19 protein-coding genes and 1 pseudogene are annotated in these 13705 nt (G+C 72.8%); 7 read left to right on the top strand and 13 right to left on the bottom strand.

The window, feature by feature from the left end; genetic code table 11:
• The first annotated feature begins 121 nt into the window (after window positions 1-121).
• Together AC0IY0_RS27430 and AC0IY0_RS27425 are read left to right on the top strand one after the other, a co-directional pair.
• The gene (locus AC0IY0_RS27430; protein ID WP_419831102.1) at window positions 122-376 is read left to right on the top strand and encodes a type II toxin-antitoxin system RelE/ParE family toxin; all 255 of its coding nucleotides are present in this window, start codon (window positions 122-124) and stop codon (window positions 374-376) included.
• Window positions 376-660, top strand: a complete 285-nt coding sequence (locus tag AC0IY0_RS27425; RefSeq protein ID WP_419830891.1) for an addiction module antidote protein — start codon at window positions 376-378, stop codon at window positions 658-660. The genes AC0IY0_RS27430 and AC0IY0_RS27425 overlap by 1 nt, the downstream gene beginning before the upstream one ends.
• On the opposite strand, the gene AC0IY0_RS27420 is transcribed toward AC0IY0_RS27425, so the two are convergent.
• From AC0IY0_RS27420 to AC0IY0_RS27410, 3 genes are read right to left on the bottom strand one after another with little or no spacing between them, the layout of a single operon-like run.
• Window positions 591-1115, bottom strand: coding sequence for an NlpC/P60 family protein (locus AC0IY0_RS27420; protein ID WP_147940193.1), 525 nt, complete (start codon window positions 1113-1115; stop codon window positions 591-593). The two genes, AC0IY0_RS27425 and AC0IY0_RS27420, sit on opposite strands and share 70 nt — an antisense overlap.
• The gene (locus AC0IY0_RS27415) at window positions 1112-1987 is read right to left on the bottom strand and encodes a DUF2163 domain-containing protein (RefSeq protein ID WP_471766249.1); all 876 of its coding nucleotides are present in this window, start codon (window positions 1985-1987) and stop codon (window positions 1112-1114) included. Before AC0IY0_RS27415 ends, AC0IY0_RS27420 begins: the two co-directional genes overlap by 4 nt.
• Window positions 1988-1996: 9 nt before the next feature.
• Window positions 1997-2638, bottom strand: a complete 642-nt coding sequence (locus AC0IY0_RS27410) for a DUF2460 domain-containing protein (protein WP_147940191.1) — start codon at window positions 2636-2638, stop codon at window positions 1997-1999.
• A gap of 275 nt (window positions 2639-2913) precedes the next feature.
• Here AC0IY0_RS27410 and AC0IY0_RS27405 point away from each other — a divergent pair, with 275 nt between their 5' ends.
• Entirely contained in the window at window positions 2914-3822 is a 909-nt protein-coding gene (locus AC0IY0_RS27405; RefSeq protein ID WP_471766248.1) for a TauD/TfdA dioxygenase family protein, read from the top strand.
• A gap of 7 nt (window positions 3823-3829) precedes the next feature.
• Here the strand turns inward: AC0IY0_RS27405 and AC0IY0_RS27400 are convergent, their stop codons facing one another.
• Entirely contained in the window at window positions 3830-4609 is a 780-nt protein-coding gene (locus AC0IY0_RS27400; protein ID WP_471766247.1) for a class I SAM-dependent methyltransferase, read from the bottom strand.
• An 82-nt stretch (window positions 4610-4691) separates the two neighbouring features.
• On the opposite strand from AC0IY0_RS27400, the gene AC0IY0_RS27395 reads away from it, so the two are divergent.
• Entirely contained in the window at window positions 4692-5471 is a 780-nt protein-coding gene (locus AC0IY0_RS27395) for an MmyB family transcriptional regulator (protein ID WP_471766246.1), read from the top strand.
• Window positions 5472-5502: 31 nt separating this feature from the next.
• Here AC0IY0_RS27395 and AC0IY0_RS27390 read toward each other — a convergent pair whose 3' ends face one another.
• The 7 genes and pseudogenes from AC0IY0_RS27390 to AC0IY0_RS27360 form a co-directional block, all read right to left on the bottom strand.
• A complete protein-coding gene (locus AC0IY0_RS27390) occupies window positions 5503-6078 on the bottom strand; it encodes a phage tail tape measure protein (RefSeq protein ID WP_471766245.1) in 576 nt (191 codons plus the stop codon).
• 102 nt (window positions 6079-6180) lie between these two features.
• Window positions 6181-6348, bottom strand: a pseudogene (locus tag AC0IY0_RS27385) (phage tail assembly chaperone); the annotation flags it as partial.
• A 59-nt stretch (window positions 6349-6407) separates the two neighbouring features.
• Window positions 6408-6740, bottom strand: coding sequence for a gene transfer agent family protein (locus tag AC0IY0_RS27380; RefSeq protein WP_461229984.1), 333 nt, complete (start codon window positions 6738-6740; stop codon window positions 6408-6410).
• Between the two features lie 3 nt (window positions 6741-6743).
• Window positions 6744-7154, bottom strand: a complete 411-nt coding sequence (locus tag AC0IY0_RS27375) for a phage major tail protein, TP901-1 family (protein ID WP_147910794.1) — start codon at window positions 7152-7154, stop codon at window positions 6744-6746.
• 60 nt (window positions 7155-7214) lie between these two features.
• Window positions 7215-7631 carry a DUF3168 domain-containing protein gene (locus AC0IY0_RS27370; RefSeq protein ID WP_147910795.1) on the bottom strand — a complete coding sequence of 139 codons (417 nt, stop codon included), beginning with the start codon at window positions 7629-7631 and terminating at the stop codon, window positions 7215-7217.
• Entirely contained in the window at window positions 7628-7981 is a 354-nt protein-coding gene (locus AC0IY0_RS27365; RefSeq protein ID WP_461229985.1) for a head-tail adaptor protein, read from the bottom strand. The genes AC0IY0_RS27370 and AC0IY0_RS27365 overlap by 4 nt, the downstream gene beginning before the upstream one ends.
• A 41-nt stretch (window positions 7982-8022) precedes the next feature.
• A complete protein-coding gene (locus AC0IY0_RS27360) occupies window positions 8023-8583 on the bottom strand; it encodes a head-tail connector protein (RefSeq protein ID WP_471766244.1) in 561 nt (186 codons plus the stop codon).
• A gap of 31 nt (window positions 8584-8614) precedes the next feature.
• On the opposite strand from AC0IY0_RS27360, the gene AC0IY0_RS27355 reads away from it, so the two are divergent.
• The 3 genes from AC0IY0_RS27355 (at window position 8615) to dps (ending at window position 11390) form a co-directional block, all read left to right on the top strand.
• A complete protein-coding gene (locus AC0IY0_RS27355; protein WP_471766243.1) occupies window positions 8615-9364 on the top strand; it encodes a trypsin-like serine protease in 750 nt (249 codons plus the stop codon).
• A gap of 403 nt (window positions 9365-9767) precedes the next feature.
• A complete protein-coding gene (locus AC0IY0_RS27350) occupies window positions 9768-10664 on the top strand; it encodes a S1 family peptidase (RefSeq protein ID WP_147941801.1) in 897 nt (298 codons plus the stop codon).
• A gap of 180 nt (window positions 10665-10844) precedes the next feature.
• Window positions 10845-11390, top strand: a complete 546-nt coding sequence (gene dps, locus AC0IY0_RS27345; RefSeq protein WP_147910800.1) for a DNA starvation/stationary phase protection protein Dps — start codon at window positions 10845-10847, stop codon at window positions 11388-11390.
• A 243-nt stretch (window positions 11391-11633) separates the two neighbouring features.
• Here the strand turns inward: dps and AC0IY0_RS27340 are convergent, their stop codons facing one another.
• Window positions 11634-12929, bottom strand: coding sequence for a phage major capsid protein (locus tag AC0IY0_RS27340; RefSeq protein WP_471766242.1), 1296 nt, complete (start codon window positions 12927-12929; stop codon window positions 11634-11636).
• Window positions 12926-13465, bottom strand: a complete 540-nt coding sequence (locus tag AC0IY0_RS27335; protein WP_419830901.1) for an HK97 family phage prohead protease — start codon at window positions 13463-13465, stop codon at window positions 12926-12928. Before AC0IY0_RS27335 ends, AC0IY0_RS27340 begins: the two co-directional genes overlap by 4 nt.
• Window positions 13466-13705: the final 240 nt, after the last annotated feature.

Raw genomic sequence — 13705 nt, 5'->3', positions numbered from 1 at the left:
GCTCCGGGGGTGGGGGTGGAAAGACATGACGCTCACGGATTGCCGATCCGTATCCGGTCGGATACGTTGCATCGTGGCTACGATTCTGCTGTCCGATAGCTTTCGTCGGTAGCTCACCGACCTGCGGGATCACCGCGCGAAGGCGCGTATCGTCGCTCGGATCCGAGCTGCGGGCTTCGGTAATTTCGGTGACGTCAAACCGGTCGGTGAAGGCGTCTTCGAAATGCGAATCTCGTACGGCCCAGGATATCGCCTCTACTACGTTCGGCGGGGCGAGGTGACCTACCTACTTCTGAACGGCGGCGACAAGTCCAGTCAGGATCGAGATATTCAGAAAGCCAAGGCCCTGGCCAAACATCTCTACGGTATCACCTGATGTCCTTCACGCCTTTCGACGCCTCGGAGTTCCTCGACAGCGAGGAAGCGATCGCCGAATATCTCGCGGCCGCGCTTGAGGATCCCGATCCCGAGCTGTTCGTCGCGGCGCTCGGTGATGTCGCCAAGGCGCGCGGCATGAGCCAGATCGCCCGGGAGGCCGGCCTGGGGCGGGAAAGCCTGTACAAGGCTCTGACCCCGGGCTCGAAGCTGCGTTACGAGACTGTGCGCAAAGTCATGGACGCGCTCGGCGTCAAGCTGACCGTGGCGACCGGCGCCTCGTAAGGGGCCTGCGGAAAGCGGAACACCCCGGTCAGGTGCCGGCGCCACCACGCCGTGAGCGCGACCTCGGCGACCGTGGCGTGGTCGTGGGCGTGGATCATGGCACCGTCGCCGGTGGCGATGGCGCAGTGGCGGGCCGGGAGGTGGCGGCGGAAGGCGAAGAGCAGCACGTCGCCCGGACGGGGCGGGTCTCCGGCGGACGGCACCGGCACGAGGTGGCGCGCCGCCGCCTCGGTGAGGGGATCGGTCCCCGGGGCGGCGGATTCGGCCCAGGTGGCTGCATAGGGCGGCACCGGTTCCGGCTCGGCGCCGTAGAGCCCGCGCCAGACCCCGCGCAGCAGGCCCAGGCAGTCGCAGCCGACCCCGCGCAAGGAGGCCTGGTGCCGGTAGGGCGTGCCGAGCCACAGCCGCGCCTCGCCGAGGGCGGCCACGCCCATGTCCCGCCGCATTGCGCTCATCGGAACAAGCTCCCGCCGTCGAGGACGGGCTCCGAGCCCGGCACCGCACGCATCACCGCGTCGTTGCCGGGCATGTGCGGGAAGCCCTGGAAGTTGATCGCGTTGGCGAAGCGGTCCCGGCAGGTGGCCAGCCGCTTGTCGCATCCGGCCGTGACGCTGAAGGCATCCCCCGGGGTCACCGGCCGGGCCGGGACCGTCCACAGCTCGACCAGCCCGCCGAGCTGAAGCCGCACATCCGCGGCGAGCCCCGCATTGGCACCCGTCTCCCAGGTGAGCGTCCCGCCGGTGAACAGCCCGTCCGCGAAGCGACCCGCCAGCGACACCGCGAGCGTCGCCGGCTCCGGAAGGCCGGTGACCCGGCCGGTGGTGCGCCAGGCGGCGAGATCGACCCGGCAGCGGGCATCGCCGAGGTCGGCCCCGCAGGTGGCCCGGAAGGTCCGGCCGCGCTCGGCATCGAGCCGGTGGGCGAGGCCGCGCAGTTCGGCCACGAAGGCGTCGCCCTCCCGGCGCACCTCGCCGATCGTGCCGACATCCAGCAGCAGGCGCGTCTCGGGGGCGGTCCAGTCGGCCAGCCAGGTCTCCACCGACGCGCCGTCGTAGAGGCCGCCCGCGATGTCGGCCTCGGTGAGCCCGAGCGCGCTCAGCGCCCCGGCCACGTCGCCCCCGGAGACCGCGAAGCCGGATTCGGCGCTGGCCTCGGCCGCGTCCAGCCCGGTCCGGGCCTCGTGGACCAGGCCCGAGAGGGTCAGGTCGCGGTCATGGTCGGTGAAGCCGAGGGCGGCCCCGTCGCGCCGGCGCAGGGTCCAGCACCGGCACAGGGTGGTCACGCCGCCCGCGAGATGGGCCGCGAAGGCATCGGGGATGGCACGCATCGTTGTCCCTCACGGCACGATCTCGACCAGCGGCACCTTGGGGATCTCGCCGGCCGTGAAGGCCGCAAGGTCGATGGTGAGGTCGTCGGTGTCGAACCGGACCGGCACGTCGAAGGCGAAGCCCGCCGTGACGGCGGCGCCCTTGGCCGGGACGTGCCCGCCCGCGAAGGTGACGAGCCCGGTGGCCGGGTCGCACGCGAAGGCGTCGGCGCCGACCTCCCGGCCGGCCAGGGCGACCCGGACGCTGCCGGCGACCGGCTTGGCGATGCGCCGGCGGTAGGGCGCGAAGCCGGACCCGTAGGACTTGGTCAGCGCGAACGTCGCCGTGGCGCCGTCGCCGGCGCCGAGCGGCTGGTCGAGGGGGCCGATCGCCCGCCCGGGCGGCCCGGAGCGGAAATCGACCCGGTCGCGGTAGCGGAAGCCGTAGAGCCTTCCGCGCCGCTCCTCGAAGAACGCCAGCACCGCATGGAGCGCGTCGAGCCCGCGCACCCCGAACCCGGCATCGTAGCGGCGCCGGGAATCGGCCCAGCGGCCGTTGCGGTGCTCCCGCCCCGAGGCCAGCGTGACGATCTCGGTGAGCCGCTGCGGCCCGCCGCTGCCGCGCAGCGACACGTCGAGGGGAAACAGCACCTCGTGGAAGGCGTCGGCCATGGCGCGATGATCCCGTGTTGGAGCCCGATCCGGCGAAGACCCGATCCCGGTCGGGCGACGGGAGAAGGCCCCCCCTGCCGGCAGCCGGCGGCCGGGAAAAGTCTTTCGGAAAACGCCGGAACTTCGAAAACGCCGTTCATCGACAATCGGCACACACCGGTCAAAGATCATGGAAGACGCGCCACGATCCGCCGAAGATCTCGATGCTCGAAAAGGCTTCGAAACTCTTGCGCGATCAGTACGGGCCGTCACCGACCGACCGAAGGAGTTTTCCGATGAGTGCCGTCCTGCAGTCCCTGCACCCCAATCTCGACATCCGCCGGGTCGCCGGCCGCATCGGCGCGGAGATCCGCGGCGTCGCGCTCTCGGGCGACCTCGATGCCGGGACGGTGGCGGCGATCCGCCAGGCGCTGCTCACCCACAAGGTGGTGTTCTTCCGCGACCAGAGCCTCGACGAGTCCGGCCAGGAGGCGTTCGGACGGCGCCTGGGCGAGCTCGTCCCGCACCCGACCGTGCCGTCGCTCCCCGGGACCGCGGGAATCCTCGACCTCGACGCCAGCCGGGGCGAGCGGGCGAGTTCCTGGCACACCGACGTGACCTTCGTGCCGGCCTATCCGGCGATCTCGATCCTGCGCGCCGTGACCCTGCCGGCCTATGGCGGCGACACCCTCTGGGCCAACACGGCGGCGGCCTACACGGACCTGCCCGAGCCGCTTCGCGCGCTGGCCGATCGGCTCTGGGCGCTGCATTCCAACGTCTACGACTACGTCGGCGGGCGGGTGAACGTCACCGAGGCCGGCCGTCGCCGGCACGACGAGGTGTTCACCCGGACCGTCCACGAGGCCGAGCACCCGCTGGTGCACGTCCATCCGGAGACCGGCGAACGCTCGCTGATCGTCGGGCACTTCATCCAGCGCATCCTCGGGCTCACGACCTCGGATTCGCAGCACCTGCTGGCGATTTTCCACGACCACGCGACCCGTCCGGAGAACACGGTGCGCTGGTCCTGGCGGTTGGGCGACGTGGCGATCTGGGACAACCGGGCCACAGTGCACCGCGCGGTGGACGATTACGGCGACCAGCCCCGGGTGGTCCGCCGCGTGACCCTCGAAGGCGCCCCCGCGGTGAGCGTCGACGGACGCCGCAGCCGCCCCCGCGAGGCGGCGGCCAGCAAAGCGGCGTGAGGGGCGGTCACGTCGCCCGGGCCCGGCAGGCCGATGCCTCGACGAACAGCGTGTCGAGCGTGAACGACCCGTCGGGCTCGATGGCGAAATACGTCGCCGTCTGGCGCGCGGCGCTCCGTTGAAGCGACCGGATCGCCGCGCGATGGGGTTCCGGAGTCCGCATGCGTTCGACCCAAACCGGGTAGTCCATGCGCAGCCGGCACATCTGCGTGGCCCGCACGCGGAAGCCGGCGCCCGTCAACGCGGCCTGCCATTCGGCGCCCGTGTAGTTGCGGGCGTGCGAAGGATCCCGGAGCAGCTCGACGGCCTGGAGGTGCGTATCGAGCGTGGGGTGACCGGGCGACACGACATCGATGAAGATGGCGGTGGCACCGGGTTTCAGGACCCGCCGCGCCTGACGCAAGCCGGCTTCGATATCCCGCCAGTGATGGGCGGAGAATCGGCAGCCGAGGAAATCGAAGCGCGCGTCGTCGAATGGCAGGTGCTCGGCCGGCGCGACATGCGTCTCGATGTTCGACAGCCCACGCGCCCGCGCTGTCTCGGCGACGGCGTCGACCATCGCCCGCGAGAGATCGACGGCGGTCACCGACCGGGCGTGGGGTGCAAGCCGGTAGGCGACATGACCCCCGCCCGCGCCGAGATCGATGGCCCGGTCAGGCTTCTCGCGAGCGGCGGCCGCCTCCAGCACATCGAGATCTGCGCCGCCCGCATGGACGGCGCTCGTCACGTAAGCCTGGGCGCGGGAACCGAACTGGTCGTCGACGACGGTCTCGTGTGAGCGGGGCATGGATCGTTCTCCTCAGCCACGCACAGGCCCTGCCCATTCAACCTGTTACAAGAGATAATCTTATCCTGTTATATGTACCACCATGATCACTGAGGAGCAGCGCCGGCTGTTGGGGCGGTTCGTCCGCTCGCATCGCGAGCGCGTCGCCCCCGACCTACCCGGACGACGGCGGCGAACGCCCGGCCTCCGACGGGAGGAACTGGCCGCGCGGGCCGGCATAGGGGTGACGTGGTGTGCCTGGATCGAGCAGGGCCGCGACGTAAGCGTCGCGCCGGGAACGCTGGCCCGCTTGGCCGTCGCCTTGGCGCTCACCCCGGCGGAACGGGCCTATCTGTTCGCGTTGGCCGGGCGCCGCGATCCCGATGCGCCACCCTCGGCGCAGGCATCCCAGGCGCCGGACGCAATCACAGATCTTGTGCGAGCCCTGGGCTGTCCTGCCTACGGACTCGATCGCAGCTGGGACGCTTGCTGCTGGAATGGAGCGGCAGAGCGACTGTTCGCCTGCTGGCTTGGTGAAGGACAGCAGAAGAACCTGCTCCGCTATACGTTCCTCGACACGTCGGCGCGCGACCTGCTTCCGGATTGGAATGAGAGGGCGCGCCGGATCCTGGCCGAGTTTCGCGCGGACTACGCCCGGTTCATCGACGATCCGAGGCTGAACAACCTCGTCGCGACGCTGAAGACCGAGTCTGATCTGTTCGCATCCGCGTGGGAGGCGCAATCCGTCATGGCGCGAGAGGGCGGCGTGCGTACGTTCCGGCATCCCGATGATGGGCTCCTCGCCTACGCCCAGCACACCTTCATCCCGGCCGAGCGGCCCGATTACAAGCTCGTCACCCTGGTGCCGTGCGCGCCGCCTTGACGGTGCTTGTGTTCACACGTCCACGAAAAGGTCACGTCGCCCGCTGCCCCCGCGCGACCGCGCGGGCGAGGCTCGCCGTCACCTGCGCCTCCGAGCGGCGGAAGGCGCCGGGGTCGGGGGTGGCGATGTTGACCGTGACGGAGACCGGCCGGGCTGCGCCGCCCGCGGCGACGCCGAGGCGGCCGTCCGGGCCGCGGTTCAGCGGCAGGATCGCCTCGGGCCCGGCCTCGCCCATCAGGCCGGTGCCGTTGGCCATCGGAAAGTAGGTCGGCGCGGCCACCACCCCGCCGGCCGCGAAGGGCTGGACCTGTCCGCCCCGGAACACCCCGCCCCGGGCGAAGCCGGTCTCGCTGCCGGCGCCCGCCCCGAGCACGGCGTTGACCAGGCCGGAGATGCCGGAGCGGATCGGGCCGGCGGCCGCCCGGGCCGCCGCGCCGGCGAGCTTGCTGCCGATCGTGCCGAGCACGCCGTCGAGGCTGCGCCCCGAGGCGGCCCCGCGGGTGAGCGCCGAATCCAGGCTGCGCCCGAAATTCTTGGCGAGCTGGTCCAAGGTCTCGAGTTGCTTGATCCGGGCGGCATCCTGCGGATCGGGATCGGCGTCGCTCATCGGGCGGCCCTCCTGGTTGGTCGGGGTCAGCGTGGTGCCAACACCCGGGATCCCAAAGGGCTCAGCCCTTTGGCCGGGTCAGGGGTGGAGCCCCGGCTCCGTTCACGGGCCCGGATCCGGATAGGCGGCGAGCAGGCGCTCGAACCCGTCGCGGCTCAGAGGCTCCGGGCCGCGGCGGCGGCCGAGCGCGGCGGCGAACTCGCGGGGCGTGGCCGCCCAGAAGGCGGCGGGATTCCAGCCGAGCGCCCCGAGGCCGAGGGTGAGGGCGTCGTCCCAGGGAAAGGCCGTGGCTCGAGCCGGCGCCGACGCATAACCGTCGGGCGCCGGCCCTACCGAGGGTTTGCGGGGCCCGGCGCCTCCCCGAACGCGGCGGCGAGAACCTCGCCCAGGGCGGTGGAGACGGCCTCAAGCCCACCGGCGAGCGGCAGGCGTGCCACCGCGTCGTCGTCGAGGGCGTGGCCGCCGCCCCGCAGGGCCGCGCCCAGCAGGGCGATCAGATCCCGGGCCGAGACCCGGCCGCCATCGAAGCGTTCGGCCAGGCCGACGAGGTCGCCGGCCTTGAGCGCGCCCTCCAGTTCGGCCAGCGCGCCGAGGGTCAGGCACAGGGTGTAGCGATGGCCGGCGAGCTGGAGCGGCACCTCGCCGCGGATCCGGTTGGCCATGGCTCAAGCCGCCGTGAAGGCGAGCACGCCCGCCGAGTCGAGGCTGATGTCGAAGGTGACCTCGCCGGCATGGTCGCCCCGGTATTCGAGGCTCGCGATCTGGAACGGGCCCTCCAGGGTCCCGAAGGCCGGCACGACCACCTGGAAGGTCTCGATCGCGCCCTCGAAGAAGATCAGCCGCAGGCGCAGGTCCGAGGCCTGATCGCGGAACACCCCGGCGCCGGCGATCGCGGCCCGGCGCACGCCGGCCCCGGCCAGCAGCTCGCGCCAGCGGCCGGTGGAGTCCGCGTTGGTGACGTCCACGGTCTCCGCGTTGAGGGTGATCTGCCGGGTGCGCAGGCCCGCCACCGCCAGAAAGCCGCCCGCGCCGTCGCCGGCCCGGAGCAGCAAATCCTTGCCCTTCTGTGCGCCCATCGGTTCCCTCCTGCCTCATCGCAATCGAACGTGCCGTGCGTGTCAGGCACCGCGCCCACCTCAAAGGGTCTCGGTGACGGCCTCGATCGTCAGGGTGGCGCGGGCCTCGCCGGTGCGGGCGTCGCGGCTCGCCCTGATCGCCCGGACCCGCAGGGTGACGAGGCGGCAGCCCTGGAGCGGCAGAGCGGCGTCGGTGAGGAGCGCGGCCATGCGGGCGGCCGCGTCCAGCGCGGTGCGGACCGAGCCGGGCTTGGCGATCACCGCGATGGCGTGGCTGTGGCGGTGGCGCTCGGCGCCGTCCACGGAATCGTCCACGCTCTCGGCGTCGCCGAACAGGGCGTAGACCGGCACCGAACCCCGGGGTGGCTCGTCGTGGAGCCGGACTTTTCCGCCGAGCAGGGCGGCCAGCGCGGCGTCGCCGGAGAAGCGGGCGATCAGGCCGGCGCGCAGGGCCAGGAGCGGGCTGGGGTCGCTCACGACGCGCTCTCCCGGGCCAGCTCCTCGACGTGGCAGACGCGGTCGCGGCCCCGCGCGTCCGGCTCGCCGACGGCGCGGATCGCGAAGCGGCGCGGGCCGGCGGCGAGCCGCATGGTCGGGTCGAGGGCGACCCCGGCGCGCAGGGTGACCCGGTAGGTGGGACGCGTGTCGGTCCGGCCGCCCTCCGGGCGGTCGGCCAGCCCGGACGGGGTGATCGCGCCCCACAGGACCGGGCCGGCCACGAAGCGGCGCAGCACGCCCCCGAACCCGTCGGGCTGCTCCAGGGGCCGTTCGAGCACGAAGCGGCGGCGCCGGGCGCCGAGCGCAGGGTGGTGCGGATTGGGCGCCATCGGGGCTGCTCCAGTGGGTCGCATGCGGACAGGGCGGCGGATCACAGGCGCATCCGCCGGAACGGCGCGGCGAGGTCGGCGGCATCGGTGCGGACGGCATCCGGCTCGTCGCCGCGGTGCTCGTAGCGGGCGGCGGCCAGCCGCAGGATCGCGAGCCGCAGGGGCGCCGGCAGCGGCGGGCCGTCGCCCCCGAACCCGGCCGCGACCTCGATCAGGATCGTCCGACCAGCCGGGTCCGGAACGTTTGCGTCGATCAGCAGGCCCGGCGCCTCGACCGGCTCCGGCCCGAGGCGGACCAGGCCGGCGGCGAGTTCGGTGACGCCCTTCGCGTCCGCGAAGCCGGCGCGGACGAGCGCCACGAGCGGGCTCAGCGGCACGGCCAGCCGGCCGTTGGCGGGCCAGGAATCGAGGGCGATCCGGTAGCGGCCCGGGACCAGGATGCGGCGGGCCTCGATCTCCAGGCTGGCCCGGACCGCGGTAATCAGGGCCTGGAGCAGCCCGTCCTCGGTGCCGCCGTCGTCGGAGTCGAGGCGCAGGTAGGCCCGCAGCTCGGCGACGGTCACCGGCTCGACCACGGCCCCGTCGGCGCGTATCGGGATCATCGCGTTGCCCCCTCACAGGTCATTGTTCCGAATGCCGGTTCCGAAGCGCCGCCGGGCGGCCCTCACCGTCCCGGCCATCGTCCTGGCTGCGGCCCTGTCGCTGGCGGCCGGTCCGGCCCACGCGATCGTCGGCGGCGCCGAGGCGCAGGCCGGCGGGGCCGTGATGGTCCTGTCGTCGAAGGGCGGCGTCTGCACCGGCGTGGTGCTCGCCCCCGACACGGTGCTGACCGCCGCCCATTGCGCCGCCGCCGGGCAGGAGCATCGGATCCATTTTCGCGACGAGGCCGGGGCGCCGGTCCTCGTCGAGGTGGCGGGCCGCGCGATCCATCCGGGCTACGATGCCGGCGGCGCCTCGGGCCGCCGGCGGTCCATCGACCTCGCGCTCCTGCGCACCGCCACCCCGCTGCCGGCGCGCTTCGCCCCGGTGACCCTGGGCGCCGCGCTACCCCGGTCCGGCGAGCGCCTGACCCTGTCGGGCTACGGCGCCGCCAAGTCCGGCGACCCGCGCTCGACCGGAACCTACCGCAGCGTCGGCTTGCCGGTGATCGAGCCGCACGGGCCGAGCCGCATCCTGGTCTGGCTGAAGGGTGCGGCCGGTGGGGGCTGCCAGGGCGATTCCGGCGGCCCGATCACCGCGCCGGACGGGTCCGTGCTGGCGCTGGCCGCCTGGGTCGGCGGGACCTGCGGCGGCCTCACCCAAGGCATTTTGGTGGGACCGCAGCGCGGCTGGATCGACCGGGTGCTGGCGGGATGGGGCCGCAGCGCGCAGTGGGGCGGCTGACGGGCCGCCCGTGGTGGGCAATCGCGCGGCGGGGTTGCGGTTCGCTGCCCGTGTGCGTGCGAGACGACGGCTGAGAACCCCAGATCGTCGGTCCGGGGCGCCGCGGGCGAGCCCGGAACCCACAGGCGGGGACCGCAAGACCTCGCTGAACCCGCGCTTCTCGGTTCCGGCCTCCGCTGCGCGGCCCCGGACTGACGGGGTTGGGGGTGAGCCGACAGATCCACCGCTGACCGGCCACGCGATCGAAGCTCAACAGTGGCCGATCAAAGTGTTCGCCCATCTCATTGACTGCCGATCCGGAACCGCAGCTTGGCCGGTTCATTGCCTTGCTCTAGGCTCCCTCGGCGCCGCGCCCCTGGCCGCGGCGTCCCACCTTGCGCCGCGAGCGCCCCCGGAGTGCCCGATGTTCCGTCGCCCGATGCGCAAGGCCGGCCCCCGTGAGCGTCTGTTCGGCCTGGGGCTCGGCAGCGCCCTGCTGGGCGCCGTGGCCGGATTGATGCCGGCGCCCGCATCCGCGGTGATCAACGGCACCACCACCCGCGACCCCAACGGCGCCCGGACCTTCGCGGTGCGGATCGAGAGCACCGAGGGCGAGATTTGCTCGGGCACGCTGATCGCCCAGGACCTCGTGCTCACCGCCGCCCACTGCGTGATGCGCCCGGCCGGCTACACCGTCATCAGCGTGGACCGCGGCTTCCGCCAGCAGCGCACCCCGGTGATCGCCGCGACCATGCATCCGGACTTCGTGCCCGGCACGACCCCGGAGGACCAGCCGGGCGTCGACCTCGCCCTGCTCAAGCTCGAGGCGCCGCTCGGCGCCGACTACGTGCCCCTGGATCCGCGCGGGGCCGCCACGATCGACACCGGCGCGCCGGTCGACATCGCCGGCTTCGGCGTCGTGGCCGAGAACCGGCGCGACTCGGCGCGGATCCTGCGGCTGGCGCACCTCGTGTCGATCGGCTCGCTGCAGGTCGCCAACCGGGTGACCGTGGTGACCGACCGGCGGCGGATGGCCGAGACCTCGGGCGCCGGGGCGTGCCTGGGCGATTCCGGCGGCCCGATCCTGGTCGGCGGCCCCGGCGGCTACCGGATCGTCGGCGTGGTCAGCTGGTCGAGCGGCGCCCTGCAGCAGGGTGCGCGCCGGACCGCCTGCGGCGGCTTCACCGCGGTGACGCCGGTGGCGGAGCATACCGGCTGGATCGCCACCCGGTCGGCCGAACTGTCGCGGATCCCGGTCGGCGAGGCCCTGCCCCGCGGCAACCGCTCCGACTGGATGGCCAAGCCCGGCCGGCGCCGCTGAGCCTCGTCCCCGGGCCCGTCACCGGCCGTCGGGACGAGACAGCGCGCCCGGACGTGTCGGCGCCGCTCGGAACACCGGGCGCGCCGTCGCGTTTGTGCAACGCAATCGCGTTCGATGAGGACCCGCGGCCGTATCGGCATCTGCGCGGAGGCCCGCACGCAAAGTCACGGAGCAGATTTGATGGCTGAGACCGGCAAAGGCGACACCGTTCGCTCGCACAAGACCCGTAACAACACCGATTCGAACGCCAAGCAGGTCTCGGTCGAGGCGCTGAACGCCCGGCTGGCGGACGGCATCGACCTCGCCCTGGCGATCAAGCAGGCGCACTGGAATCTCAAGGGCCCGCAGTTCATCGGTATCCACGAGATGCTGGATGGCTTCCGTACCGAGCTCGACGACTTCAACGACAAGGTCGCGGAGCGCGCGGTGCAGCTCGGCGCCACGGCGTTCGGCTCGACCCAGGCGGTCGCCGAGAAGACCAAGCTGCCGGCCTACCCGACCGGGATCTACGCCATCGCCGACCACGTGGCCGCGCTGATCGACAGCTATGCCGCCTACGCCAACGCGGTGCGCGATAACATCGACGAGACCGACGAGGCCGGCGATGACGGCACGTCCGACCTGTTCACCGAGATTTCGCGGGCGGTCGACAAGCACCTCTGGTTCCTCGAGGCCCACGTCCAGGAGCCGACCGGCACCCTGCGCGACGGCAACCCGGGGCGGTAAGCGCTTCGGTCGAGAGCCAAGCGGATTCGGTAATGGCACGCTCCTTCCCTCCCCCCTCTGCGGGGGAGGGTGGGCCGGCCGTTAGGCCGGGTCGGGAGAGGGGCGGCGTGACGGTGCAGGAGTTCGCACCCGTCGCGACCTTTCCGGAGGCGTCGCTCCCCTCTCCCGCCTCCTGCTGACGCAGGCGCCACCCTCCCCCGCAAAGGGGGGAGGGTTCGACGCGCCTGTCAGCCACGCCAAGGCTCACCCAAACTTCAGAACCTTGATCGCATCGAAATCCTGCACCCCGCCGCCGACGCGCTTGGTGGTGTAGAACAGCACGTAGGGCTTGGCCGAGTACGGGTCGCGCAGCACCCGCAGGCCGGTGCGGTCCACCACCAGGTAGCCCCGGCGGAAGTCGCCGAACGCCACCGACAGGCTGCCCGCCGCGATCTCCGGCATCGCCTCCGCCTCCGTCACGGGGAAGCCGATCAGCGTCGCGGATTGGGCGGCCGTGAGCGGCGGGTGCCAGAGGTAGTTGCCCTGCGCATCCTTGAACTTGCGGATCGCGCTCTGGGTCCGCCGGTTCATCACGAAGCCGGCATTCTGGCGGTAGCCCGCACGCAGGGCGTAGACCAGGTCGAACAGCACGTCGGACGGGTTGGTCGACGGGAACGCCCCGGCCGCCCCGGTGGCGACGACGCCGAGCTTGCCCGGCACCCAGGCGGTGTTGGGCACGGTGTCGTAGCTCAGGAAGCCGCGCGGGCGGCTGGCGCCGTTGCCGGTGACGAAGGCCACCCCCTCCTGCTCAGCGAACGCCATCTCGACCTCGGCGGAGAGCCACGCGTCGAGATCGACCACGGCATCGTCCAGAAGCGTCTGGGTCGCGGCCGGCATGGCGTAGAGCTCCATGGCCGGGAACGCGATCTCGGACAGGACCGGCCCGTCGGTGCCGGGACGCGGCGCGGTCTCGGCGACCCAGCCGGTCACCGGGGCGCCGACCGCGGCGGCGCGCTTGTACTGGGCGCCCGAGATCTGCTGCACGCTGGCGATGGACCGGATCGGCGAGACCTGCGCGAGGCGCGCGAGCACGGTCCGCTCGATGGTCTGCGGCACGAGATAGCCGCCGTCCGGCCCCAAGCCGGCCGACAGGGCCTTGGCCTCCAGACGCTTGAGCCCCGCGCTCTCGCCGGCCCGGACGTAGAGGTCGAAGGCCGCCTTGTGCTCCTGCGCGGCCCCATCCTCCCGGGGTCCCGACCGGCCGAGCGCCGGCCGGGCGCGGTCGAGGCCGATCCGCTCGAGCCGGGTGCGGGCGGCGTCCAGCGCCGCGTCGATCCGGGCGAGCTTCTCCTCGGTGAGCACGTCGGTGCCGAGCCGGCCCTCGATCTGGGCGATGCGGGTCTCGTTGGTCTCCTTGAACGCCTCGAAGGCGGTGGCGAGTTCGTCCAGCGCCGGCTGGACCGGTTCGGCCCCGGGGCGGCCGGCCTTGTTCTCCAGGCCGGGCAGCGCGGCCTTGGTCTCCCGGGCGGGGCTCGACAGCGCGGTGGTGTGAGACATCATCGAACGACCTCGTGGCTGGGGTGGGTGAAGCGGAACCGAGGCGCCGGGCGCGGGCAAGGGGCGCGGCAGGCGGCGGGGTTGGGAGCGATCTTCCGGGCGAGGCCGCGGATCTCCTCGGCCGACGGGGTGCGATCCGGGCTCGCCCGGGCCTGCGGCTGCAGCGGGAAGGTCACCAGGGAGATCTCCCAGAGGTCGACCCGCTGCAGCCGGCGCTCGCCGGCCGGGCCCTTGCGGGACAGCAGGGTGCGGAAGCCGATCGACAGCCCGTCGAGGCCGCCGCCGCGCATCAGCGCGTCGATCTCCCGGGCGCGCTGCACCGCGAGGTTGAGCTGCCCCTCGGCGAACAGGCCGCGGGCATCCTCCCGGAGCGACAGCCAGCGCCCGATCGGCTCGGCCGGATCGTGCTGGAACAGCAGCCTCACCCCCGCTGCCCCCCGCCGGGCCAGGCTGGTCGCGAACGCGCCCGGCACCACCACGTCGCGGCCGAGATCGGGCACGCCGAACACGCTGGCGTAGCCGGAGAAATGGCCATCCATCGGCAGGATCCTCGGTTGGTTTTTTTGGGATTGGGGCCAAGGCCAACCCCAGGCGCGTCCCCTCCCCCCTCTGCGGGGGAGGGTGGGCCTCGCGTCAGCGAGGGTCGGGAGAGGGGAGCCCGGATTCAGGACAATGCGGAGCCGGTGTGAAGGCCGCCGCATCAATCCTGCACCGTCGCTCCCCTCGCCCGACCCCCGTCGGGGGCCACCCGCCCCCGCCGCGGGGGGTGGGAGAGCGCG

The sequence above is a fragment of the Methylobacterium sp. AC315 genome (assembly GCF_979253755.1).
The sequence above is the reverse complement of the archived record's forward strand: the minus strand, read 5'-3'. Positions and strand labels throughout refer to the sequence as shown.

Excerpts from the sequence above, each read along its gene's own strand:
- AC0IY0_RS27360 (WP_471766244.1), bottom strand. The coding sequence starts at position 8,583 with ATGATCCCGATACGCGCCGACGGGGCCGTGGTCGAGCCGGTGACCGTC.
- AC0IY0_RS27395 (WP_471766246.1), top strand. The coding sequence starts at position 4,692 with ATGATCACTGAGGAGCAGCGCCGGCTGTTGGGGCGGTTCGTCCGCTCG.
- dps (WP_147910800.1), top strand. The coding sequence starts at position 10,845 with ATGGCTGAGACCGGCAAAGGCGACACCGTTCGCTCGCACAAGACCCGT.
- AC0IY0_RS27425 (WP_419830891.1), top strand. The coding sequence starts at position 376 with ATGTCCTTCACGCCTTTCGACGCCTCGGAGTTCCTCGACAGCGAGGAA.
- AC0IY0_RS27420 (WP_147940193.1), bottom strand. The coding sequence starts at position 1,115 with ATGAGCGCAATGCGGCGGGACATGGGCGTGGCCGCCCTCGGCGAGGCG.
- AC0IY0_RS27415 (WP_471766249.1), bottom strand. The coding sequence starts at position 1,987 with ATGCGTGCCATCCCCGATGCCTTCGCGGCCCATCTCGCGGGCGGCGTG.
- AC0IY0_RS27350 (WP_147941801.1), top strand. The coding sequence starts at position 9,768 with ATGTTCCGTCGCCCGATGCGCAAGGCCGGCCCCCGTGAGCGTCTGTTC.
- AC0IY0_RS27335 (WP_419830901.1), bottom strand. The coding sequence starts at position 13,465 with ATGGATGGCCATTTCTCCGGCTACGCCAGCGTGTTCGGCGTGCCCGAT.
- AC0IY0_RS27365 (WP_461229985.1), bottom strand. The coding sequence starts at position 7,981 with ATGGCGCCCAATCCGCACCACCCTGCGCTCGGCGCCCGGCGCCGCCGC.
- AC0IY0_RS27340 (WP_471766242.1), bottom strand. The coding sequence starts at position 12,929 with ATGATGTCTCACACCACCGCGCTGTCGAGCCCCGCCCGGGAGACCAAG.
- AC0IY0_RS27375 (WP_147910794.1), bottom strand. The coding sequence starts at position 7,154 with ATGGGCGCACAGAAGGGCAAGGATTTGCTGCTCCGGGCCGGCGACGGC.
- AC0IY0_RS27405 (WP_471766248.1), top strand. The coding sequence starts at position 2,914 with ATGAGTGCCGTCCTGCAGTCCCTGCACCCCAATCTCGACATCCGCCGG.
- AC0IY0_RS27355 (WP_471766243.1), top strand. The coding sequence starts at position 8,615 with ATGCCGGTTCCGAAGCGCCGCCGGGCGGCCCTCACCGTCCCGGCCATC.
- AC0IY0_RS27410 (WP_147940191.1), bottom strand. The coding sequence starts at position 2,638 with ATGGCCGACGCCTTCCACGAGGTGCTGTTTCCCCTCGACGTGTCGCTG.
- AC0IY0_RS27380 (WP_461229984.1), bottom strand. The coding sequence starts at position 6,740 with ATGGCCAACCGGATCCGCGGCGAGGTGCCGCTCCAGCTCGCCGGCCAT.
- AC0IY0_RS27390 (WP_471766245.1), bottom strand. The coding sequence starts at position 6,078 with ATGAGCGACGCCGATCCCGATCCGCAGGATGCCGCCCGGATCAAGCAA.
- AC0IY0_RS27400 (WP_471766247.1), bottom strand. The coding sequence starts at position 4,609 with ATGCCCCGCTCACACGAGACCGTCGTCGACGACCAGTTCGGTTCCCGC.